The following is a 21,877-nucleotide window of genomic DNA, read 5'->3' as shown; positions in this document are numbered from 1 at the left end:
GGGAGCGTGTTGTGCCCGGTGCCACACCGGGGGCACCCGCGGGGTCAGGCGGAGGTGGGGTCCGTCGCGGGCCGGTCGCCGAGCGCGCGGAGCGAGTCGAGCGCGACCGCCGTCAGCGCGGCGCGGCCGACACCGGCGCGGCCGAGCAGCTCCATCCCCTTGGTGACGGCCACGAAGTACACGGCCAGCGAGTCCACGTCCGCGTCCGCCGGGAGGTCGCCGTTCTCCCGCGCGTGCTCCAGGCACCCCGCGTAGATCCCGGCGAGCTGCTCGACGCCCTCCTTCGTCACCTCGGAGAGCTGGTCCGGCTCACCGGACGACTCGACGAGCGCCCGCGTGGTGAGCGAGACCCGGCTGTCCCCCCGGCTGAACTCGATCGCCAGCCCGAGCATGTGCCCCCGGATGCGCTCCACCGGGGACGCGTCGCCGTGCCCGAGCGCCTCCGACACGGCCCGCGCCGCCTCCGCGCGGTCCTCCGACAGGGCGCGCAGGAACAGCTCCTTCTTCCCGCCGAACGCGTTGTACAGGCTCTGCTTGCCCAGCCCGGTCGCCCGCACCAGGTCGTCCAGCGTCGTCGCGGCGAGGCCGTTCGCGGCGAACACCTCGCTCGCGCTGCTGACGACCTCGTGCTCGACGAACTTGCGGGGGCGGGCCATGCGTCGCAGCGTATAGCGCTGCCCGAACGGCCGGGAACCTCGTCGGACCGCGCCGCGCGACACGGCCGCGACCGCCCACGTGCCGGGTCGCGGCGGGTGCGGCCCCTAAGATCCGACGGGTGACCGCGCGCGACGACTCCGACGACCTCGACCACCTCGACACCTCGGTGCTCCCCGAGCGGCAGCGGCGCATCCTGGAGGTCATCCAGGACTCGGTCCGGCGGCACGGCTACGCGCCCAGCACCCGCGAGATCGGCGACGCGGTCGGCCTGCGCTCCACCTCGTCGGTCTCCCGGCACCTGGCCGCGCTGGAGGAGCACGGGTTCCTGCGGCGCGGCGCGTCGGTGTCCCGGCCGGTCGACGTGCGGCTGTTCCTGCGCCCCGAGCGACGCGCCGAGTCCGGCGACGCGGTGGCCGTGCCGGTGGTCGGCCACATCGCGGCGGGCGCGCCCATCGCGGCCGAGGAGCACGTGGACGACGTCCTCACCCTCTCCCGCGACCTGACCGGCCGGGGCACGGTGTTCGCGCTGCGGGTGCGCGGCGACTCGATGGTCGACGCGGCCATCTGCGACGGGGACATCGTGGTGGTGCGGCAGCAGCACGAGGCGCACTCTGGGCAGATCGTCGCGGCGATGATCGACGACGAGGCGACTGTGAAGGTCTACCGGCGGCGGGGCGGGCACGTGGTGCTGGAGCCGAGGAACAAGGCCTACGCGGACATCAACGGCGACGGGGCGGCCATCCTCGGGGTCGTGGTCTCGATCATCCGCAGCGTCTGACCGGATTCCCGCCGACCGGGCCCGGCGATGGTGCCCGCCGACCGGGTGCCGCCGACCGCCCCCGGCTGACTGCTTTCGGTTGCCCGCTGCCCGTCGGCCGCTGCCTGTCGGCCGCTGCCCGCTGGCCGTCGACCGGGGCTCGTCGACCGGGGCCCGCTGCCGAGGCCCTCGCCAACCGCGTCCTGCTGACCGCTCCCCGCCTGCCAGGTCCCCCGATCACCCGCCTGGGCCGTTCGCGTGCTCCGCTTCCCGCACCCGTCCGCCCGCCGCGCAGGTCGCGCGACCGGCTCCGCCGCGCGTCTGCGCCGAAGGGCGCACCGGGCTGCTCCGAGCGCCGTGACCGGCGGTTTCCCGCCGCTCGGAAACCGCTTGCCCCGTGCCCGCGCGCAGCGCCAAGGTGGTCCGGGGAGGGGGGCCGCGGGGTTCCCACCCGCCGACGCGGGCAGGGCTGGGGGGACCAGTACTGTCGATCACGCCGGGAACCGGCCACCGACGTTCCGCCCGGAGGTTCTTCCGTTGCGCACCACCATGACCCGTCGTGGTTTCCTGGCGCTCGCGGGTGGCGCCGCCCTCGCCGGGTGCACGGCGTCGGCCGAGGAGGTCGCGCCCGACGGCCAGGCCGCCGGGGGCGGGCTGCTGCGCGCCCTGTTCCCCGGCGCGGGCGCGGGCGAGACCCTGGACCCGCACGCCCCCAGGGCGGCGCTGGACCGGGCGCGGCACAAGGCGCTGTTCGACAAGCTGGTCGAGCTGGACGAGGAGCTGCGGCCGGTGCCCAGGCTCGCCAAGCGGTGGGAGTCCAACGCCGACGCGACGGTGTGGCGCTTCACCCTGCGCGAGGCGTCGTTCCACGACGGGCGGGTGCTCACCCCGGACGACGTGCTCGCCACCCTGGCCCGCGTCACCGACGCGAACGCGCGGGGGCGGGTGGCGCGGTCCGCGCTCGCGGCGCTGGACCTGGCCAACAGCCGGGCCGCCGACGCCACCACGGTGGAGCTGGCGCTGACCGCCCCCACCGCCGAACTGCCCGCGCTGCTCGCGGCGGCGGGCGCGGCGGTCGTCCCGGCCGACTACGCCGACCCGGCGAAGGCCGTGGGCACCGGGCCGTTCGCGCTGGCCGCGTTCGAACCGGGGCGGGCGCTGGTGGCGCGCCCGTTCGCCGACCACTGGGACGGCGCCCCGCACCTGTCCGAGCTGCACGTGCTGACGGCGGGCGACGAGGCCGCGCGCGTGCGGGCGCTGCGGGAGGGCGCGGCCGAGTACGCGCACGGGTTGAGCCCGGCGTTCGTCGACGCGGCCGGGTCGTCGCTGCGCGCGCTCACCGCGCGGGGCGGCACCGCGCACGGCTTCCTGATGCGCGCCGACCGGGCCCCGTTCGACGATCCCGCCGTGCGGGCGGCGTTCCGCCTGCTGGCCGACCGGACCGCGCTGGTCGGCCGGGTGCTCGGCGGGCGGGGCGAGGTGGGCAACGACCTGTTCGGCAAGGGGGCCCAGCACTACGCGGGCGACCTGCCGCAGCGCCTGCGGGACGTGGACGCGGCGTGGGAGCTGCTGCGCGGCGCGGGCGCCGAGGGGCTGGCGGTCACCCTGCGCACCACCGCGCTGCCGGGGGTGCTGGAGGCGGCCGAGCTGTACGCGGGGCAGCTGCGCGAGGGCGGCGTCCAGGTGGCCGTGGACGTGCGGCCCGAGGCGACCTACGCGGCCGAGCGCGCGGCGGGCGACGGCCTGTGGAGCTGCTGGGCCGAGCCGACGACGGTCCCCGGCCACCTGGAGTCGGCCGAGGAGCGGGCCGCGACGGGGTGGCGGGACGCGGAGCACGACCTGGCGCTGGAGCAGGCCAGGTCCACAGTGGACTCGGCGACGCGCGGGGAGCTGTACCGGGAGGTGCAGCGGGTGCGGCACGAGCGGGGCGCGGTGCTGGTGTGGGGGCACGCGGACGCGGTCGTGGGCACGACGGCGGCGGTGCGCGGGGTCGCGGCGGCGCGGCCGGACAGCGACGCGTGGGCCAGGTTCGACCGGGCCTGGCTGTCGGCCTAGTCCACTGTGGACGGACCGGGGCCGAGGACGTCCGGTGACGGCGGCGGGACGTGCAGCGCGCGCAGGGACCTGCGGGCGCTGAACCGGGCCAGTCCGGGAACGCCGCCCTGGAGCCGGATCGGCAGCGGGGCGCCGGGACTGCGCTCGGCCAACCTCCTGGCCACCCCGCGCTCGACCCGCACCTGCATCCGCTGCTCACCCGCGACCCGTGGCCCCCGGATGCGCTGGAGCTGGCTCGCGGCCACGTCGATCGCCTCGGCGTCACCCCCGCGCAGCGGCCCCACCAGGAGGTTCGCCGCCTCGGCCGCGTCGATCATGGCGAAGTTGATCCCGTTGCCGCCCACCGGGGAGATGACGTGCGCGGCGTCCCCGATCAGCAGCAGACCCGGTCTGGACCACCGGTCCACCTCGGTGATCCGGATCGGCAGCAGGGTCAGCTGGTTGGGGTCGCGCAGCTCCGCCACCCGCTCGCCCAACCACGGCGTCCGCCGCCGCACCAGGTCCCTCAGCGGTTCCACGCCCGCCGCCCTGACCTCGCCGAACCGGCCGGCGGGCAGGGTGAAGCCGATCTGCCAGGTGTCGCCCTGCCCGAGCAGCCCGACCACCGCGCCCGGCTCGGTGATCAGGGCCAGCTGCCCGGCGCCGCTCGGGTCGTCCGGGAGCCGGGGCACGGCGAACCAGCAGATGTCGATGTTCGAGGCCAGCTCGGTCGGGGTGAGGTCGGACTCCAGCAGCACCTTGGAGTTCCGGCCGTCCGCGCCCACCACCAGGTCGGCCCGCAGCTCGTGCTCCCGCCCGTCCCGCCGGTAGCGGACGCCGTCGACGCGGCCCGCGCCGTCGTGCAGCAGGGCGGTGAAGCGGGCGCCCATCTCGACCCGGAAACCGGTGTGCCGCCGGGCCTTCCCGACCAGGAACGGCAGGAAGCGGGCCTGCGGGATCAGCGCGTAGTAGGGGAAGCGCGGGCTGCTGCCCCGGTAGTCGGCGATGGTGTAGCGCTTGTCGGGGGTCCACCACTCGAACGTCGTGGCCCGCCCGTGCGGGATGGTGGACAGCAGCTCCTCGGCGAGCCCGAAGCGGTGCAGGTAGTCGAGCACCGGGGGCGCGACGCTGTCGCCCCGGAACCGGCGGTCGAAGTCCTTGCGGCCCTCCAGGAGCACCACCCGCAGGCCCGCGCGGGCCAGCAGGTAGGCCAGCAGGACCCCGCCGGGCCCACCCCCGACGACCACGACACCGGTCCGCTCGGCCATGGCGCACCTCCCTGACCGCAACGTATCGCCGCGGGGGAGGGGTGGCACGACGGGCGGGCCTGCCGCTGCGGGGCGCCGCGCCGGAACGCGCCCCGGCCAGGACCGGGAGCCGCGGGGACCTGGTCGGGCCCGAGCCCGGCGCGGGTCGGGGCGCCGTCACCGGCGCGGCCGTCGTTCCCGGCGCGGCCGTCGTCCCGCGCTGGTTCCCCGTTCGGCCGCCGGTCGTGCTGGGCCGCACGGGGAACGTCCCGGCCCGCCGCGCCGTCGCAGTGGTGTGGGGCGCTACGCGGTGGTGACGGGTGGGGTGTGCGCGGTCGTCGCGCCGTTCCTGCCCGCAGGTGCGGCCGGGAGCGCCGGGCTCGACCTCGCCGGGGGTTCGGCGGCGGTCGTGCTCGGGGCGCTGTCGGCGTTCGGGAGCGGTCGCCGGGTCCGGGTGGCCGCGCCGGTGGTGGCCCTGCTCGGGCTGGTGCTCGCCGGGGTCGGGCTGGTGGCCGACGTGCGGAGCGGGCTGCCCGGTCCGGGGTGGCCGGTGCTGGCCGTGGGCGCGCTGGCCGTCGCGGCCGGGGTGTGGTGGGCGCGCTCCTGGCGACCCTCGGTGCTCGGGGTCGCCTGCGCCGCGCTCGTGGTCGGGGCCGCGCTGGTGGCCCCGACCGCCGTCGACGCCCTCGCCACCTCGGCGGGCACGGCCGTCGCCGGGGGTGGGCCCGCCGCCGTCGCCGAGCGGCCGGGGGAGCGGCGCTGGCGGTGGCGGCCGACCGCGCCCGTCGTGGACGTCGCCGCCGCCGGGCACGGGGTCGTGGTCGCCACCTCCGACGGCGCCGTCACCGGCCTCGACGGCGCCACCGGCGAGCGGCGCTGGCGCTACGCCCGGCCCGGCGCCGCCGTCGGCGCGCTGCTCGTCTCACCCGACCAGCGCACCGCGGTCATCACCTTCCGCTCGCTGCGCGACACCCGCTCCCAGCTCGTCGTCGTGCTCGACGCCGTCACCGGCGCCGCGCGGTTCGACCGGGTGGTGCGCTCCGTCCTGGTCGAGACCGACCAGGTCCGCCCCGGTCGGCGGGTGCTCGCGATCCGCGAGGACCACGGGCTGACCGCCTACGACCTGACCACCGGCGCGGAGCGCTGGCGCTTCTCGCCCGGCGACGGCTGCCGGTCCGACTACGCGCGCGTGGTGCCCGGCGACGGGGTGGTGCTCGCGCCGCTGGCCTGCGCGGGCACCGCCGGGGTGGTCGCGCTGGACGAGGACGGCGGCGCGGTGCGGTGGCGGCACGAGGCCCCGGTCGTGACCGGCGACGGGTACGGGCCGGTGGTCCAGCTGTTCGGCTCGCCGGACGGGTCCGTGGTCCGGGTGCGCGTCGAGGGCGTCGGCGACGGCGGCGACGTCGTGCTGGGCGGCGCGGACGGGCGCGAGCTGCTCCGGGTGGACCCGAGCCGGTGGGTGCGGGTGGACGTCGGGGCGACGCCGCTCGCCGAGGTCGAGGACGGGCCCGAGGTGCGGGAGCGGGCCGCCGTCGACCCGAGCGGCGGGCTCCGGCCGCTGCCCGTCGCGCGCTGCCTGCGCCGGGGGCCGGACGCCACCACCGCCGCGACCTACCTGCGGGTGTGCGAGCGCGACGGCGGGGTGGCGCTGCTGGCGCAGTCCTGGGACGGCGCGACCACCGAGACCGCCCTGGACGTCGGCGGGGGACCGGGCGTGCTCCTCGTGCCCGCGCCGGGGGCTGTGGTGCTGGCCGGGAAGGGGTCGACGGGCGCGGTGGTCGGCCTGGCCCCGTGAGCGGGGCGGAACCGGGTGTTGGCCGGGAGTTCGCCCGGCGGTGACCCGCGCGCAACCCCGGCGGTGGTCCGGCGGCCGACACGTGGACGGTGATCATCGATGTCGATCGGGCGCGGGCGGTGGCGGGCCGGTTCCCGGGCGGGGACCGGTGGGCGCACGTGCGGGGGGTGGCGTGGCGCGCGGCCGAACTGGCGGCGACCGTGCCGGAGGACGACCGGGAGCTGCTGGTCTGCGCGGCCTGGCTGCACGACGTCGGGTACGCGGAACCGGTGCGCGACAGCGGTTTCCACCCGCTCGACGGCGCCCGGTTCCTGGAGCGCGGCGGCTGGCCCCGGCGGCTGGTCGGGCTGGTCGCGCACCACTCCGGCGCGAGCCTGGTCTCCGGGGTGCTCGGGCTGGAGGACGAGCTGGCCCGCTACCCGCGCGAGGACGGCCCGGTCGCCGACGCCCTCACCCACGCCGACCAGACCACCGGGCCCACCGGCCGCCGCGTGAGCGTGCCCGACCGGCTGGCCGAGGTGCTCCGGCGGCACGGCCCCGGCTCGCCCAACGCCCTCGCGCACCCGGTGCGCGCGCCCCGGCTCCTCGCGGTCGCCGACCGCGTCGAGCGGCGGCTGGCGCGCCTCGCCGCCGCCGGGAGACGGGACCCCGACCACTGGTGAAACCATTGCGCCGCAATGGTTTTTCCCGTTCCGGGAGAAACCGGGCACCGGGGTCCGGGGCCGCAGCACTGCGGCCGTGGAGCCCGCGCCCGACCCTATGCTGCTGGCGTTCCGCAGGACTTCGCCCACATCTCCCCGGAGAGCGCCGTGCCACAGCGGGAGAACGCCGGTCGCACCGACCCGAGCGCCGCGTCCACCGTCCGGGAGTTCGCCGCGCACCTGCGGCGCCTGCGCGCCGAGGCCGGGGAGGTGTCGCTGCGCAAGCTCGCCGGGCGCGCCGGACCGCCCCGCGACGGCGTGCCGTTCTCCAAGACCACGATCTCCGAGGTGCTGGCCGGGAACCGCCTGCCCAGCAGGGAGTTCGTGGAGCGGTTCACCGACGCGTGCGGCGTCGCCGAGCGCGGCCGGGAGGTGTGGCTGGCCGCCAGGGACCGGATCGCCGCGAGCAGGCCCGCCCGCACCGGGGCGAGCCGGTGGGCCCGCCGCTGACCCCGGCGGGCGGCGCGGGACCGGGCGCCGCCCGCCGGGGCTCACACCGCCAGCAGCCCGTCCAGCGACTCGGCGAGCCGGGCCGCGTCCGCCGAGCGCGCCGCGTCCGCGCGGGCCCGCCGCGCCAGCGGCCTGATCCGGTCCACCGTCCGCGTCGAGCTGATCCGGCCGGTGACCGGCAGCACCCGCCGCACCATCCGCTCCGCCTCCGCGTGCTCGCCCTGCACGATCCGCACGCCCAGCAGCGAGATCAGGTCGAACAGGTTCGACCGCGCGTAGGTGTCCCGGTTGCGCAGCCGCAGCGCGGCGTCGATGTGCGGCTCCGCCCGCCCGGCCAGGCCGGGGTCGCCCTCGGCGAGCGTGCGGTAGGACAACCCGGCCATCCCGGACAGCCCGGCCTGGTCGAAGTACCCCAGCCACGACGGCGCGTCCCCGGCCACGGCCCGCGAGAAGCGCTCCTGCGCCTCCCCGACCGCCCGGTCCACCCGGCCCGCGTCGCCGAGCGCGGCCCACGCCCACGCCTCGCAGGTGCCCAGCATCGCCTGCTCCGCCTCGGCGATCCGCCCGCCCGCCCCGCGCCGGGCCAGCGCCACCAGCGACAGCGCCTCGCGCGGCTTGCCCACGTGCACCATCTGCCTGGCCATCCGCGACAGCACCTCGACCCCGAGCCGCTGGTCACCGGCCCGCTTCGCGCAGTGCAGCGCGAACGTGAAGTACCGCTGCGCCGTGCCCTGCAGGCCCACGTCGTGCGACATCCACCCGGCCAGCCGCGCCAGGTCCGCCGTGGACCGGAACAGCCGCCTGCCGATCTGCTCCGGGTAGGCGTGCTCCAGCAGGTCCGTCATGGCCTTGAGCTGCCCCACGACGGCCTCCCGGTACAGCCCGCCGCCGACCTTCGCGTCCCACGTCCAGAACGTCCGGGTCGCCGCCTCGATCTCGGCGATCTCCGCCGTCCCGATCCGCCCCGCGGACGCCGCGGGCGAGGCGTGCGCCCGCACCGGGTCGAGCCACCCGCGCAACCGGTCCTCCAGCACCGTGCCCGTGGCCAGCGCCGCGGTGGCGCCGAGGACGTCCCTGCGTTTGATCATCAGATCGCTCCTGGTGAAGTCCTGCAGCGCGGTGACCAGCCCCCGCTGGTCCCACCCCAGCTCGGAGCCGGGCGGCGCGCCCGACCCGAGACCGAGGTCCTCCGGGCCGACGGGCCTGCCCAGCCGCTCGCTGAACAGCGCGGCGAGCAGTTCGGGCACCGGCTGCCTCGGCCGCTCGCCCTCCAACCACCGCCGCACCCGCGAGCTGTCCGGGGCCACGTTGCAGCCCCGCGCCTGGCCGAGCCGGGTCACCGCGCGCGCCAGTTCGCGCTGCGTCCACCCGGTCTGGCGGAACCAGCGCAGCAGCGCCTCGTTTCGCCGGGCCATCACGTCCCTCCCCGCGCCGTGCCGTCCACGCCAGCGTGCACAGCGGACGGGACCCCCACCAGCGGGACGGCCCATGCGCCACCCCTCCGCCAAGCCCCGTGCACTGCTCCGGGCGGCCGAGTGGGACCGCCGTCTTGCGGTTCGCTGACGACTGCGTCATTCGGCCCCGTCCTGGGCGGTCCTGCTGGTACACAGTGGACTCTGGCGGGCCTTCGCGCTCTCCCCCTCCCCCAGGCCGCCAGGTCCCCACCTCGCAAGGAGCTGTTCGTGGAACCCATCGGGTCCATCCCCCTGCCCGCAGCCGTGCCGACGCCCGAGCACGCGTCGGCCCCGCTGGGGGCCAAGTTCGCCGTGGCCGCGTTCGGCCTCGGTCTGTGGTTGATCACCTCGCCGTTCCTGCTCGGCTTCGGCGTCACCTCCACCCGTCTCGGCGGGTGGAACAACGCGGTGGTGGTCGGCGCGGTCGTGCTGGTCGTCGCGCTGGGGGGCATGATGGCCCCGGCCGACACCCCCTGGTTCGGCCACGTGCTGGCGCTGCTGGGCGCGTGGGTCGTGGTGTGCCCGCTGGTGCTGGGCTACCACGAGAAGCTCGACCCGGCCCGCGCGCTGCTCAACCACGCCGTCTCCGGCGCGGCGCTGCTCGCGGTCGGCGTGGGGGCGGTGCTCGCGATGCGGCGCCGCCGCCGCTGAGCGGTTCTTGTTGTGGCGCAAGGCACACCGGGTGGGGTGGCTTGATCGAGCCAGTGGTCCGCGTCACGGCGTGGGACCGGGTGGGGCGCGGGAAAGCCCGTCGCCCCAGCGCTTCCACGCCGCCGGGTAACCGCGCCGGGCGCTCGGCCCCGTGAGCCGCGCCCCCCGTCACGGCAGCGGTCTCCCGTTCGGGACCGCGCCGTCCAGCGCCTGGGACGGCGCCGCGCGCGAGTCGTCGCGGTCGGCCGCCTCCAGGTGCCAGCCGGAGACCGGCCGCAGCGCGCCGTCCGCGTCCTGGGCGACCGCGACCAGCCCGGCGCGCAGCGCGAACGCCCGCCCGGCCCCGTCGGGCGCGGTCCCGTCGAGCCCGATCCCGGTGACCCGCACCGAGGACAGCGCGGCGGGCGCCTCGTCCGCGGTGATGCCCACCGGGACCTGCTGCCCGCGCTCGCGCTTCCCGGTGAGCGGCAGCTCCAGCAGCGGGTTCGGCCGGTCGAAGGCGCCGTCGCCCTTGAGGTGCGGGTAGAAGCGGGCGATCCAGCCGGTGACGATCTCGCCGTCGTAGGCCTCGGCGGGCTTGTGGACGCGCCGCCAGAACGCGACGTCCACGTCCCCCTCCGAGGCGCGCGTGAACTGCTCCAGGATCGGCCCCAGCGACGCCGCCCACCGCTCCAGCCCGAAGCGCGGCAGCTCCTCGACCCGCTCCCGGATCCGCCACCAGTCGTCGGGCGTGCCGGTGAGCGTGATCTCCGGGATGCCGCAGACCGAGACGAACCGCAGCGCGAAGTGCGGCGAGTGCGCGTCCAGCAGCACGATCCGACCCGCGACGCGGTCGACCTCGGTGCTGGTGGAGAAGTCGCACTCGAACAGCCCGGCGTCGGCGGCGCCCTCGCCGATCAGCGCGGTGAACCCGTCGACCAGCGCCGCCCACTGCCCGGCGGTCTCGGGCCAGCTCGTCGTCACCGCGGTCAGGTCGCGCCGCCCCCGGTGCGCGACCAGCTCGGACCGCAGGGGCTCGGCGTTCAACCGGACGTGCTGCGCCAGGCCCGCCGCGATGGTCAACCAGACGGCGTCCGGCGACAGGACCAGCGGCCGGTGCCCGGCGAACGCCGGCGCGGTGGCGCGCAGCAGCGGGTGGACGCCGCTCGGCTCCAGCACCGCGAGTTCGGGGTCGCCGCCGAGCGCGAGCGCGTCCGGGAACAGGCTGCCGAGCCTGGTGGTGGGCAGCGGTTCGACGGCGGGGACCACGTCGTCGACGGCGAACGTTGGCATGTCCCGACGGTAGTGCGCAACGTTGCCACGCGCCCCCGGTTTGCCTCAGCCCGCCAGCACCAGCGCCCCGACCACTCCCAGCGCCACCGCGCCCAGCAGCAGCCCGCCCGCGACCCGCCCGGACCCCGGCCCGCGCCGGAACCCCAGCAGCGCCACGACACCCGTGGCCAGCGCCACCCCGACCACCCCGGCCGACAGCGCCACGTCGAGCACGTCGGCCACCCCGTCCGGCGACCACGCCCCCACCCGCGACCCCGTCCGCAGCAGCGCCCTGGCCGCGACCAGCGCGGCCAGCACCCCGGCCAGCGCGGTCGCCACCCGCTTCGCGCGCTCGCTCACCGCGGCTCCCGCCGCCGCCTCGCCCGCCGCGACAGCGCGACCAGCACCCCGACCCCGGCCAGCACGACCGCCAGCGCCACCAGCAGCACCGGCAGGTCGGGCCGCTCGGCCGCCGCCGACCGCCAGGCCGGCGACAGCCCCACCCGAGCCGCCAGCAGCCCCACCACGACCACCACGGCCACAGCCGCGACCAGCGCGATCCGCCGCTCCACCCGGCACCCCCGTTCCTCGGAGCTCCGGGGTACCCCGAAACGCCACCGGCCGCACGGGTTTCGCGCCCGTGCGGCCGGTTGGCGGAGCGGGCCGGTCAGCCCGCCAGCGTGGAGTTGTCGATCACGAACCGGTAGCGCACGTCGGAGTTCATGACCCGCTCGTACGCCTCGTTGATCTTGCTGGCCGGGATCACCTCGACCTCCGCGCCGATGCCGCGCTCGGCGCAGAAGTCCAGCATCTCCTGCGTCTCCGCGATGCCGCCGATCATCGAGCCCGCGAAGCTGCTGCGGTTGTTCAGCAGCGTGAAGACGTTGACCTCCAGCGGCTCCGGCGGCGCGCCCACGTTCACCAGCGCGCCGCCCACGGCCAGCAGCTTCAGGTAGGCGTTCACGTCGATCTTCGCGCTGACCGTGTTCAGGACCAGGTCGAACCGGCCCGCCAGCTCCGTGAAGGTCTCCGGGTCGGAGGTCGCGTAGTAGTGGTCCGCGCCCAGGCGCAGCCCGTCCTCCTGCTTCTTGAGCGACTGCGACAGCACGGTGACCTCCGCGCCCATCGCGTGCGCCAGCTTCACGCCCATGTGGCCCAGCCCGCCGAGGCCGACCACGGCGACCTTCTTGCCCTCGCCGACGCCCCAGTGGCGCAGCGGCGAGTAGGTGGTGATGCCCGCGCACAGCAGCGGCGCGGCGGCGGCCAGGTCCACGCCCTCCGGGATGCGCAGCACGAAGTCCTCGTCCACCACCACGGCGCTGGTGTACCCGCCCTGGGTGGTGGTGCCGTCGCGGTCGGTGGCGTTGTACGTCCCGATGTTGCCCTGGACGCAGTACTGCTCCTCGCCCTTGAGGCAGTTCACGCACTCGCGGCAGGAGTTGACCATGCAGCCGACGCCGACCCGGTCGCCGACGGCGTGCCTGGTCACCTCGGAGCCGACCTCGGTGACGATGCCCGCGATCTCGTGGCCGGGCGCCAGCGGGTACTCGATCCCGCCCCACTCGCCGCGCACGGTGTGGATGTCGGAGTGGCAGATGCCGCAGTACTTGATGTCGATGAGCACGTCTCGCGGCCCCACGTCGCGGCGCTCGAACGTGGTCGGGACCAGCGGTTCGGTCGCGGACGGGGCTGCGTATGCGTTGACGGTGAGCACGTCTCTCCAGTACCGGTCGTTCACGTCTCGTTCGGGCGCGGGCGGGGGTGCCCGCACCCGGTGGCGCGTCGCAGGGTGCCCGCCGGGATGCCTCCCGGCCGTCCGCGTGGGACGTCCCACGCGAACACCCCGCCGTTGCCGCCACGCTGTCACCGTGCGCCCGCGCGTGGCAGGCCGCACGGTGCGGGGGAGTGGCGCACCCCCTCTGGGAGGTTTGACCTGAGGAACGGGGTGAAACTCCCCCCGGCTCCGGGACCGCCCCGCCGACGAGCGCACCGGGCCGGTCCCGGCAGGTCAGGGGCCCGCCACCGGCGGGTTCTTTCACCCGGACGGCCCGCAGGTCACCGCCTGCGCTCAGGGCGGCCTGCGGCAGCGGGCAGGGCCGGGGCGGCGGTGAACAGCGGCACGGCGCCCCCGCGCGGCAGCACCAGGGCCCCGGCGAGGGCGAGCACGCCCAGCGCGGCGAACTTGACCAGCACCGTTCCGGTCAGGGGGACGCCGACCTCGGCCAGGGCGACGATCCTCGCCCGGGCCTGCCTGCCCTGGCGGAGCAGGGTGGGCGCGAGCATCGCCACGCCCGCGTCCGGCAGCCCCGGCGCCGGAACGGGGCCGACGCCACCCACCAGCGCGAGCGAGAGCGCCGCGGCGGCTCCGGTCCCGGCAGGCCCGAGCGCAGGACCGCCTTCCCCGGTGTCGACCAGCCGCCACGGGGAGGCGGCGATCATCGTCATGTGGAGCGGCAGCGCCGCGCCCGCGATGCCGCGCGACCGGGGCGCGGTGCCGGACGGGCTGGTTCCGCGCGCCACGGCGGCCATCCTGCCTGCGCCTGCCCCCGACCGGTCCCCGCGGGAACTGTCCCGGCCACCACAGGCTCGCGGCAGGAGCAGCAGAGCGCGACGCCCTCGCACGGGTCCCGGTGCCGGGGTGTGGCGGTGCCGGGGTGTGACACGGCCCCCCAGGAGTGGCACGCGCCCGCACCGGCCGGGGGACAATCCGAGGCATGGTGGACGAGCGGCAGGGCGGGACGGAGCTGGGGCGGTACCTGCGGGCGCGTCGGGCCCAGATCGGGCCCGAGGAGGTCGGGCTGGTCGCCGGGCCGGGGCTCCGCCGCACGCCGGGGCTGCGGCGGGAGGAGCTGGCCGCGCTGGCGGGCATCAGCATCGACTACTACACCCGGCTTGAGCGCGGTCGCGAGCGCAGGCCCAGCCCGGCAGTGGTGGACGCGCTCGCCCGCGCGCTCAAGCTGGTCCCCGACGAGGTCACCCACCTGCGCGAGCTGGTCGAGCGCGCCGCCCGCAGCACGGGCGCGCCCACCAGGGCGCCCAGCCGCTCTGTGCGCCCCGGCGTGAAGCTGATCCTCCAGTCGCTGCGGCCCAACCCGGCGTACGTGCTCAACCGGGTCGACGACGTCCTCGCCGCCAACCCCGGCGGGGCGCGGCTGTTCGCGGGCATCGACGACTGGCCCGCCAAGCAGCGCAACCTCGTGCGCTACCTGCTGCTGCACCCCGCGGCCCGCGAGGTCCTGCCGGAGCGCGACCGGTTCATCAGCGGGTGCGTCGCCGGGCTGCGGGCGCTCGCGGGCACCGACCCGGACGCGCCCGACCTGGCCCGGCTGCTCGGCGAGCTGCTGGTCAAGAGCCCGGAGTTCGCGCGGCTGTGGGAGCGCTACGACGTGCGGCGGAAGGTGTCGAACGGGCGCAAGGTGTTCCGGCACCCCGACGTCGGGGAGGTCCACCTCGGCTACCAGATGATGTCCCTCGACGGCGCGCCCGACCAGAAGCTCGTGGTGTACTTCGCCGAACCGGGCTCGCCCGAGCACGACGCGCTGGTGCTGCTGGACATGCTCGGCGCGGCCCGCGAGGCGGAGGCGGCGGCCGAGGACTGCGCCGAGGTCGAGCAGGTGGACGACGCCGACCAGGTGGGCAGGCGCGACAGCCCGGCCTGACCTGCCCGGCGTGTCCTGCGCGGATCAGCGGCGGGACAGCGCCGCGGCGCCGACCAGCGCGCCCGCGCCCCACGCAACGATCGCGAAGACAGCAGCTCACCCGACCAGGTGAGCTGGAAACCGGCCGCCCCGACCCACGCGGCGGCGGTGCCCGCGCCGGTGGGGAGGGGTGGGAGCGCGGCGAGCAGGGCCGGCGCCGCGCCCGCCGGCAGCGGTCCCGCGATCCACAGCCGGGCGAACACCGTGCCGCCGCGCGCTTCCGGGTCGGCGGGCTGGTGGACGGCGGGGACCGGGGCACCGGTCACGCGCCCCAGCCAGGGGGAGCTTGATCATCCGGTGCCCCGGTCCCGCGCTAGTCCAGAAGCTCGACCACCGCGCGCGTCGCCTCCGCGAGCAGCGCGTTGTCGTGCACCGCGTCCGCGGTCGCCTTCCCGGACAGCACCGCCAGCACGATCGGCGCGCGGTCCGGTGGCCACAGCACGGCGATGTCGTTGCGCCCGCCGTACCCGGCCGACCCCGTCTTGTCCGCCACCACCCACCCCTGGGGGACACCCGCGCGGATCACCTCGTCACCGGTGGTGTTCGCGCGCATCGTCGACACCAGCAGCTCGCGCCGGTCGTCCGGCAGCACGTCGGCGTCCACCGCGTACCGGCGCAGGTCCGCGGCCAGCGCCTGCGGCGTGCTGGTGTCCCGCAGGTCGCCGGGGACGGCCTCGTTCAGCTCGGTCTCCACCCGCGCGGGCGAGGTGGTGGTGTCGCCGATCGCGCGCAGCGCCCGCTCGAACGCGGCGGGGCCGCCTGCCAGGCCCGCGTCACCGCCCAGCTCGCGCAGCAGCAGGTTGCCCGCCGTGTTGTCGCTGTAGCGCACCGCCGCGTCGGCCACCTCGCGCAGCGTCATCCCGCTGTCCACCCTGCCCTCCGTGATGGGGGAGTAGGTGACCAGCTCCTCCCTGGTGAACGTGACCCGCTCGTCCAGGTCGGCGACCGAGCGCTCCGCGAGCAGCGCGCCGAAGGCGAGCGCCTTGAACGTCGACGCGTAGGCGAACCGCTCGTCCGCCCGGTGCGCGACCACGCGCCCGCTGCCGGTGTCCAGCGCGTACACCCCGAGCCGGGCGTCGAACCGCTGCTCCAGCGCGGCGAACGCGGGCGAGCCGAGCGGCGCCGAGGTCTGAACGGCCGAGGTCTGGGCGGCGGCCCGCGTCGGCGTCGGCGCGGGCGGTGCGGCCTGCCCGCAGCCCGCGACCAGCGCGAACAGCAGCGCCGCCGTCCCGGCGCGGTGTGCCCTGGTGGTCAACACGCGAGTTCCTCCCCGTGATCGGTGACTTCCCCGGCCAGTCTCGACCCGGCCCCGCCATGCGGTCCAAGACGGAAACCGCCGGTTCCATGCGCGAAGCGCATAAGCTGCGGTCGTGGACCTGGTCGGAGCCTGCCTGGCGTTCGTGTCCGTCGCCGAGCGCGGCAGCTTCACCCTCGGCGCGTCGGCGGCGGGCGTGCCGCAGCCGGTGGCCAGCCGCCGCGTCGCCGCGCTGGAGGCGCACCTGGGGGAGCGGCTGTTCGACCGGGGCACCCGCAGGGCCGTGCTCACCCCGTTCGGCCGGGACGTGCTGCCCGCCGCGCAGCACCTGGTCCGCCTGGCCGAGGCGCTGGAGCAGCGGGCCAGGCAGGCCAGGCGCAGACCGCTGCCGCTGGCCGTCCCCGACTGGTGCCCGGCCCGCGACCTGGCGCATTTGGCCGCGCGGGCGCAGGCCGACGAGCTGACCCTGGAGCTGCGCCGCGCCGGACCCGCCGAACGCGCGGCGCTGGCCCGCACCGGCGAGGTCCGGGCCGCCATCACCGCCGTGCCGCCGGGCGAGGGCGACTGGGTGGTGCCGCTGGGCGTGGCCGCCGCCGTGCCGCCCGCCGAGCACACCACCTACCTGGACACCCTGCGCGTGGGCCGCTCCGGCGGCGCGGCCAGGCGGGTGCTGCTCCAACCGGAGGACGACGTGCCGCACGTGCGCGACCCGCTGCTGCGGCTGCGCGACGCCCTGGGCCTGCGCCCCGGCCAGGTCGTGGTGGCCGACTCGCTGGTGGGCGCGGTCGCCGACGTGCTCGGCTCGGCCGACCTGCTGCTGTGCTCACCCGCCCAGGCCGACGACCTCGGCCTGCACTGGCGACCGCTCGGCGAGGCCGAACCGGCGCGCGGGTACGCCGTCGCGGCGGCCAGGGCGGACGACGCGGAGCGGGTGCGCGCGCTCGGCCGCGACCTCGCCCGCTGCCTGGGGGCTCCCGCGTGAGGCCGGAGCGGGTGGTGGCGGAGCTGCGCCGGGAGCTGGCGGACGCCGGGCTGGACGGCTCGTTCCTGGTGCGCGACCTGCGCACCGGGCAGGAGATCGCGATCGAGCCGGACGTCGAGTGGCCGATGGCGTCCCTGGTGAAGGTGCCGCTGGCCGTGGCGACCCTGGAGCGGGTGCGGCGCGGCGAGCTGGACGGCGCGACCAGGGTCGAGGTGCGCCCGGTGCCCGACGCGCCGCCCGGTCCGCCCGGCCTGTTCTGGTTCCGCCACCCGGTGGAGGTGGCGGTGGACGACCTGCTGTACCTGAGCCTGGCGATCAGCGACAGCCGGGCCGCCGACGCGCTGTTCGCCCTCACCCCGCCGCCGCTGGTGAACGCCCTGCTGCGGGAGCTGGGCGTGCGCGGGCTGGCCGTGCGGCACGACCTGGACCCGCTCACCGACACCCCGGTCGAGCGCTTCGAACCGGCCGAGGTGCACCTGGCGCACTCGCTGGCGGTGGGCGCGGGCACGCCCGGCCGGGGGCACCCGGTGGCGCAGCTGGACGTGACGCGCGCGAACGCCGGGTCCGCGCGGGCCTTCGCCGACCTGCTCCAGGCCCTGTGGCGGCCGTCGGGAATCCCGGAGGAGGTGGCGGCGCGGGTGCGGGAGCTGATGTCGCTGAACGTGCTGCGGCAGCGGCTGGCCCCGGACTTCACCTCGGACGCGACCCGGTGGTCGTCCAAGACCGGCACGCTGCTGACGCTGCGGCACGAGGTGGGCGTGGTGGAGCACGACGACGGGCAGGCGTTCGCGGTGGCCGCCCTGACCGGCTCGACCGTGCCCGCCGCCGCGCAACCGGGGGCCGAGGCGGTGATGGGCCGGGCGGCGCGCAGGCTGCGGGACTGCCTGCGCCTGCGCTGACCCCGCGCCCCGCCCGACGCCGCGCAACTTCTGCGCAAACCGTTGTCGGACAACGAGTTCCGCGCACATGGTTGGCGGGTGAAAACTGTCGGGATGCTCGTGGCGGCTCTCGTCGCCCTGCTCACGTTCGTCGCGGCGCCGCAGGCCAGGGCGGCGTCGCTGGTCGAGGTCACCGGGTTCGGCGCCAACCCCAGCGGCCTGCGGATGCACCTCTACGTCCCCGATCGGGTGGCGAGCAGACCCGCCGTGCTGCTCGCCGTCCACTACTGCACCGGCTCCGGCCCGGCGTTCCACTCCGGCACCGAGTACGCGCGCCTGGCCGACCAGCACGGCTTCGTGGTGATCTACCCGTCGGCCACCCGCAGCGGCAACTGCTTCGACGTGTCCTCGCCGCAGGCGCTGCGGCGCGACGGCGGCAGCGACCCGGTGGGGCTGATGTCCATGGTGCGCCACACCCTGCAGCGCTACAACGGCGACCCGGCGCGGGTGTTCGTCACCGGCACCTCGTCCGGGGCGATGATGACCAACGTCATGCTCGCCAACTACCCGGACGTGTTCGCGGCGGGCGCCCCGTTCGCGGGCGTGCCCGACGGGTGCTTCGCCACGACGGACGGGTCGCTGTGGAACAGCGCCTGCGCGAACGGCACCGTGCTCAAGACCCCGGCCCAGTGGGGAGACATCGCCCGCTCGGCGTACCCCGGTTACACCGGGCCGAGGCCGAGGGTGCAGACCTGGCACGGCACGCAGGACGACACGCTGCGGTACCCGAACTTCGGCGAGCAGATCGACCAGTGGACCAACGTCCACGGCCTGTCCACCACCCCCACCGCCACCGACTACCCGCAGCCGAACTGGACCCGCACCCGCTACGGCGACAAGGTGGAGGCCATCTCGCTGCAGGGCGTCGGGCACAACCTGATGGCGTCGGGGATGGGGCAGCGCGTGATCGAGTTCTTCGGCCTGAACAACCCCGGCCCCGGCCCGACCACGACGACCACCACGACCACGACCACCACGACGACCACCACCACGACCACGCCCCCGAACCCGAGCGGCGCCTGCCGGGTCGGGTACTCGGTGAACGCCTGGAACACCGGCCTCACCGCGAGCATCACGATCACCAACACCGGCAGCGGCGCGGTGGACGGCTGGACCCTCGCGTTCACCCTGCCGTCCGGGCAGCGCGTGACGTCCGGCTGGAACGCCACGTTCAGCTCGTCCGGCGGTGACGTGACCGCCACCAACGCCTCCTACAACGGAGCCCTGGCACCCGGCGCGTCCACCACGATCGGCCTCCAGGCCACCCACACCGGCGACTCCGGGAAGCCGAACGCGTTCACCCTCAACGGGGCGGCCTGCACCACCACCTGACCCGAGCCACCACAAGACCGGGACCGCGTCGGCACCCCCGCCGGCGCGGTCCCGCCGTGTCGGGGGAAGTTGTTTTCCGCCGCCGCCACCGCCGTTCCGAGTTCACGTACCGGAACACGTCGTTCAGGTGCGTGACCGCCCCCGAAAACCTTTCCCCGCCCCCGCTGTCCGCATTCGTGAATGAACGCCGTCCCGGATTGACACGGTCAAGACCCGCCTCTAGCTTCGGGGCAAGCGCTTTCCGACACGTGTCGACTGATTCTTCCCGAAACCGGGGCGACGCCGCCCCCCGGTCGATCGCCGCTGAACCACCCCATCCTTCGACGACGCAGGAGATGGAATGAAGCGATCAGCCGTCCGGCGAATCCCCGCGGTCGTGGCCGCGCTGCTCGTCTCGACCACCGCGGGCGCCGCCCTCACCACCGGGTCGGCCTCCGCCGCGGGCGCCGCGACCGGGTACGCCTCCGCCAACGGCGGCACCACCGGCGGCCAGGGCGGGGCGGTGGTCCGGGCCACCACGGGCACCCAGATCCACCAGGCGCTGTGCGGCCGGGCCAGCACGAGCACCCCCATCACCATCGAGGTGCAGGGGACCATCAACCACGGCAACACCAGCAAGGTCTCCGGCAGCTGCGACACCGCCGCCGGGGTCGTCGAGCTCAAGAAGATCAGCAACGTCACGATCATCGGCGTCGGCTCCGGCGCGGTGTTCGACCAGATCGGCATCCACATCCGCGAATCCCGCAACATCATCATCCGGAACGTGACGATCCAGAACGTCAAGAAGTCCGGATCGCCCACGTCCAACGGCGGCGACGCCATCGGCATGGAGCGGGACGTGCGCAACGTGTGGGTCGACCACGTCAACCTGATCGCCTCGGGCGGCGAGTCGGCGGGGTACGACGGGCTTTTCGACATGAAGGACAACACCCAGTACGTGACCCTGTCCTACAGCACCCTGCGCAATTCCGGTCGCGGCGGTCTGGTCGGTTCCAGCGAGAGCGACCGCTCGAACAGCTTCATCACCTACCACCACAACCTGTACCAGAACATCGACTCCCGGACCCCGCTGCTGCGCGGCGGCACGGCGCACATGTACAACAACAACTACGTGAGCCTGAACGAGTCCGGCATCAACTCGCGCGCGGGCGCGAAGGCCAAGGTCGAGAACAACTACTTCAAGAACTCCCGCGACGCCCTCGGCACCTTCTACACCGACGAGGCAGGCTACTGGCAGGTCAGCGGGAACACGTTCGACAACGTCACCTGGTCCACCCCGGACGACGAGACCAACCCGGCGGGGCCGAACCCGCAGTCCACCACCTCGGTCACCGTGCCCTACAGCTACCGGCTCGACCAGACGAGCTGCGTGCCGACCATCGTCGCCCGCACGGCGGGGGCCAACACGGGGCTGAAGGAGTCGGACGGCTCCTGCTGACCGGAGCCGGGAACGCCGGGCCCGACCCGGCAGGCCCGACCCGGCAGTCGTGCCGGGGCGCGGTCCCACCCGCGCCCCGGCACGACACCCCCAGTCGCCCTGCGGAGCGGGCGCCGCGCGTCCCCCCGACGCCCGGCGCGGTCCCCCCGGACCCGCCGCCAGCCCCCCGGTGACGGCGAAACCCGCTCCGCTTCCCCCTCGTCGAGCCCCCCGGCCCGACACGACCAAGCCTGACCCACCGGGGGCGGGCGTTCTGTCCAGAACTGGACGCACGGCGACAATTTTCGACGGCGAACCCCGGACCAGGGGCCCACCACCGGGAGCGGGGGCTCTCACCCGGACCCGCCCGGCCGCGAGGCGATCAGCGCCGCCAGGTCCACCACCTGGAGCGCGCCCCGCGCGATCCGCACCAGCCCGGCCGCCTTCCACTCCGCCAGCACCGGCGTCACCGCCGACCGCGCCAGCCCCAGCGCCGCCGCCAGCTCCTCCTGCGACATCGGGATCGTCGTCGCCGACGGGTGCTCCGGCCCCGCCGCGCCGACGAGCTTCACCAGCAGGTCGGTCAGCTGGTCGGCGGCCGTGCGGTGCGCGACCCGCCAGGTGTGCGTGAAGCTCTCCCGGAACTTGCCCATCACGTAGTTCCGCAGCTCCGGCCCCACCCCGCACCGCCCGACCAGCGCGTCGAACCGCTCGGCCGACAGCCGCGACGTCGCCCCGCGCTCGATGGCCTGCACGGTCGCCGACCGGGGCCGCTTGTCCTGCGCCGCGAACTCCCCCAGCACGTCACCGGGCCCGCGCACGGCGAGCAGGATCTCCCGCCCGTCCGGCTCGGAGTACACCACCTTCACCCGGCCCGCCACGCACAGCAGCACCACCTCGCCGGGGTCGCCCTGCAGCAGCAGGAGACTGCGGCTCTCGTGCGGGGTCAGCGCGCCCTCGGCGACCAGCAGGTCCCACTGGCCCGGCGAGATCAGCGCCCGGAACCCCCGCTGCCCCGCCGGTCCGCGCCCGTCCTCCCGCGCGCCCGGCGCCCGGACGGGTCCGCTCCCGCCGGGGGAGCGCGGCCGGGGCACCCGCCCGCCGGGCGAGCCGACGGCCTGACCCGGTTCGGGCTCGCGCCCACCACGCTCGGTCATCGCCGCACCGTCATCGCCGCACCGCCCCACCGGTCCCGCGCGGCGCCGGTCGCCACGGGGCGGTCCCCCCGGTGCCGCACCGCCCGCCGCCACCCGGACCA

General features: G+C 76.1%; 22 protein-coding genes. 12 read left to right on the top strand and 10 right to left on the bottom strand.

What is annotated here, in order from left to right:
- Positions 1-44: 44 nt before the first annotated feature.
- Positions 45-656 (bottom strand): TetR/AcrR family transcriptional regulator, encoded by a 612-nt coding sequence (locus CNX65_RS19900; protein ID WP_096495103.1) that lies wholly within the window; start codon positions 654-656, stop codon positions 45-47.
- A gap of 119 nt (positions 657-775) precedes the next feature.
- Here CNX65_RS19900 and lexA point away from each other — a divergent pair, with 119 nt between their 5' ends.
- Together lexA and CNX65_RS19890 are read left to right on the top strand one after the other, a co-directional pair.
- Entirely contained in the window at positions 776-1,435 is a 660-nt protein-coding gene (lexA, locus tag CNX65_RS19895; RefSeq protein WP_096495102.1) for a transcriptional repressor LexA, read from the top strand.
- A gap of 516 nt (positions 1,436-1,951) precedes the next feature.
- Positions 1,952-3,469 (top strand): ABC transporter substrate-binding protein, encoded by a 1,518-nt coding sequence (locus CNX65_RS19890; protein WP_232519919.1) that lies wholly within the window; start codon positions 1,952-1,954, stop codon positions 3,467-3,469.
- Here CNX65_RS19890 and CNX65_RS19885 read toward each other — a convergent pair.
- Positions 3,466-4,716 carry an FAD-dependent monooxygenase gene (locus tag CNX65_RS19885; RefSeq protein ID WP_096495101.1) on the bottom strand — a complete coding sequence of 417 codons (1,251 nt, stop codon included), beginning with the start codon at positions 4,714-4,716 and terminating at the stop codon, positions 3,466-3,468. The two genes, CNX65_RS19890 and CNX65_RS19885, sit on opposite strands and share 4 nt — an antisense overlap.
- Before the next feature lie 41 nt (positions 4,717-4,757).
- Here CNX65_RS19885 and CNX65_RS19880 point away from each other — a divergent pair, with 41 nt between their 5' ends.
- From CNX65_RS19880 to CNX65_RS19865, 4 genes are all read left to right on the top strand, one after another.
- Positions 4,758-5,012 (top strand): hypothetical protein, encoded by a 255-nt coding sequence (locus CNX65_RS19880; RefSeq protein WP_096495100.1) that lies wholly within the window; start codon positions 4,758-4,760, stop codon positions 5,010-5,012.
- The gene (locus CNX65_RS19875; RefSeq protein WP_198320517.1) at positions 5,009-6,490 is read left to right on the top strand and encodes an outer membrane protein assembly factor BamB family protein; all 1,482 of its coding nucleotides are present in this window, start codon (positions 5,009-5,011) and stop codon (positions 6,488-6,490) included. Before CNX65_RS19880 ends, CNX65_RS19875 begins: the two co-directional genes overlap by 4 nt.
- 89 nt (positions 6,491-6,579) lie before the next feature.
- Complete coding sequence (locus CNX65_RS19870; protein WP_096495098.1) at positions 6,580-7,152, top strand: HD domain-containing protein; 573 nt, start codon at positions 6,580-6,582, stop codon at positions 7,150-7,152.
- Positions 7,153-7,299: 147 nt separating this feature from the next.
- Complete coding sequence (locus CNX65_RS19865) at positions 7,300-7,641, top strand: helix-turn-helix domain-containing protein (protein WP_157767740.1); 342 nt, start codon at positions 7,300-7,302, stop codon at positions 7,639-7,641.
- A 41-nt stretch (positions 7,642-7,682) separates the two neighbouring features.
- On the opposite strand, the gene CNX65_RS36290 is transcribed toward CNX65_RS19865, so the two are convergent.
- Positions 7,683-9,056, bottom strand: coding sequence for a hypothetical protein (locus CNX65_RS36290; RefSeq protein ID WP_096495096.1), 1,374 nt, complete (start codon positions 9,054-9,056; stop codon positions 7,683-7,685).
- A gap of 267 nt (positions 9,057-9,323) precedes the next feature.
- On the opposite strand from CNX65_RS36290, the gene CNX65_RS36285 reads away from it, so the two are divergent.
- On the top strand, positions 9,324-9,746 hold the full coding sequence (locus tag CNX65_RS36285) for an SPW repeat domain-containing protein (protein ID WP_096495095.1): 423 nt from the start codon (positions 9,324-9,326) through the stop codon (positions 9,744-9,746).
- A 168-nt stretch (positions 9,747-9,914) separates the two neighbouring features.
- Here CNX65_RS36285 and CNX65_RS19850 read toward each other — a convergent pair whose 3' ends face one another.
- From CNX65_RS19850 to CNX65_RS19830, 5 genes are all read right to left on the bottom strand, one after another.
- Entirely contained in the window at positions 9,915-11,018 is a 1,104-nt protein-coding gene (locus CNX65_RS19850; protein WP_096495094.1) for a DUF4419 domain-containing protein, read from the bottom strand.
- 45 nt (positions 11,019-11,063) lie between these two features.
- Positions 11,064-11,357 carry a hypothetical protein gene (locus CNX65_RS19845; RefSeq protein ID WP_096495093.1) on the bottom strand — a complete coding sequence of 98 codons (294 nt, stop codon included), beginning with the start codon at positions 11,355-11,357 and terminating at the stop codon, positions 11,064-11,066.
- A complete protein-coding gene (locus CNX65_RS19840) occupies positions 11,354-11,569 on the bottom strand; it encodes a hypothetical protein (RefSeq protein WP_096495092.1) in 216 nt (71 codons plus the stop codon). The genes CNX65_RS19845 and CNX65_RS19840 overlap by 4 nt, the downstream gene beginning before the upstream one ends.
- A 95-nt stretch (positions 11,570-11,664) precedes the next feature.
- On the bottom strand, positions 11,665-12,711 hold the full coding sequence (locus CNX65_RS19835; RefSeq protein ID WP_096495091.1) for an NAD(P)-dependent alcohol dehydrogenase: 1,047 nt from the start codon (positions 12,709-12,711) through the stop codon (positions 11,665-11,667).
- Between the two features lie 341 nt (positions 12,712-13,052).
- Positions 13,053-13,517, bottom strand: a complete 465-nt coding sequence (locus tag CNX65_RS19830) for a hypothetical protein (protein WP_096495090.1) — start codon at positions 13,515-13,517, stop codon at positions 13,053-13,055.
- A 194-nt stretch (positions 13,518-13,711) separates the two neighbouring features.
- On the opposite strand from CNX65_RS19830, the gene CNX65_RS19825 reads away from it, so the two are divergent.
- On the top strand, positions 13,712-14,656 hold the full coding sequence (locus CNX65_RS19825; RefSeq protein ID WP_096495089.1) for a helix-turn-helix transcriptional regulator: 945 nt from the start codon (positions 13,712-13,714) through the stop codon (positions 14,654-14,656).
- A gap of 352 nt (positions 14,657-15,008) precedes the next feature.
- On the opposite strand, the gene bla is transcribed toward CNX65_RS19825, so the two are convergent.
- Entirely contained in the window at positions 15,009-15,953 is a 945-nt protein-coding gene (bla, locus tag CNX65_RS19820; protein ID WP_096495088.1) for a class A beta-lactamase, read from the bottom strand.
- Positions 15,954-16,065: 112 nt separating this feature from the next.
- On the opposite strand from bla, the gene CNX65_RS19815 reads away from it, so the two are divergent.
- From CNX65_RS19815 to CNX65_RS19800, 4 genes are all read left to right on the top strand, one after another.
- The gene (locus CNX65_RS19815; protein WP_096495087.1) at positions 16,066-16,932 is read left to right on the top strand and encodes a LysR family transcriptional regulator; all 867 of its coding nucleotides are present in this window, start codon (positions 16,066-16,068) and stop codon (positions 16,930-16,932) included.
- On the top strand, positions 16,929-17,831 hold the full coding sequence (locus tag CNX65_RS19810) for a serine hydrolase (RefSeq protein ID WP_096495086.1): 903 nt from the start codon (positions 16,929-16,931) through the stop codon (positions 17,829-17,831). Before CNX65_RS19815 ends, CNX65_RS19810 begins: the two co-directional genes overlap by 4 nt.
- A 93-nt stretch (positions 17,832-17,924) precedes the next feature.
- Complete coding sequence (locus tag CNX65_RS19805) at positions 17,925-19,202, top strand: extracellular catalytic domain type 1 short-chain-length polyhydroxyalkanoate depolymerase (protein ID WP_096495085.1); 1,278 nt, start codon at positions 17,925-17,927, stop codon at positions 19,200-19,202.
- A 340-nt stretch (positions 19,203-19,542) separates the two neighbouring features.
- On the top strand, positions 19,543-20,640 hold the full coding sequence (locus CNX65_RS19800) for a pectate lyase family protein (RefSeq protein WP_096495084.1): 1,098 nt from the start codon (positions 19,543-19,545) through the stop codon (positions 20,638-20,640).
- 332 nt (positions 20,641-20,972) lie between these two features.
- Here CNX65_RS19800 and CNX65_RS19795 read toward each other — a convergent pair whose 3' ends face one another.
- Positions 20,973-21,776 carry a Crp/Fnr family transcriptional regulator gene (locus CNX65_RS19795; protein ID WP_096495083.1) on the bottom strand — a complete coding sequence of 268 codons (804 nt, stop codon included), beginning with the start codon at positions 21,774-21,776 and terminating at the stop codon, positions 20,973-20,975.
- Positions 21,777-21,877 lie beyond the last annotated feature (101 nt).

Origin of the sequence: Actinosynnema pretiosum (genome assembly GCF_002354875.1) — a bacterium.
In the GTDB taxonomy this organism is placed as follows: Bacteria; Actinomycetota; Actinomycetes; order Mycobacteriales; family Pseudonocardiaceae; genus Actinosynnema; species Actinosynnema auranticum.
This window is presented reverse-complemented; position numbering and strand designations above follow the sequence as displayed.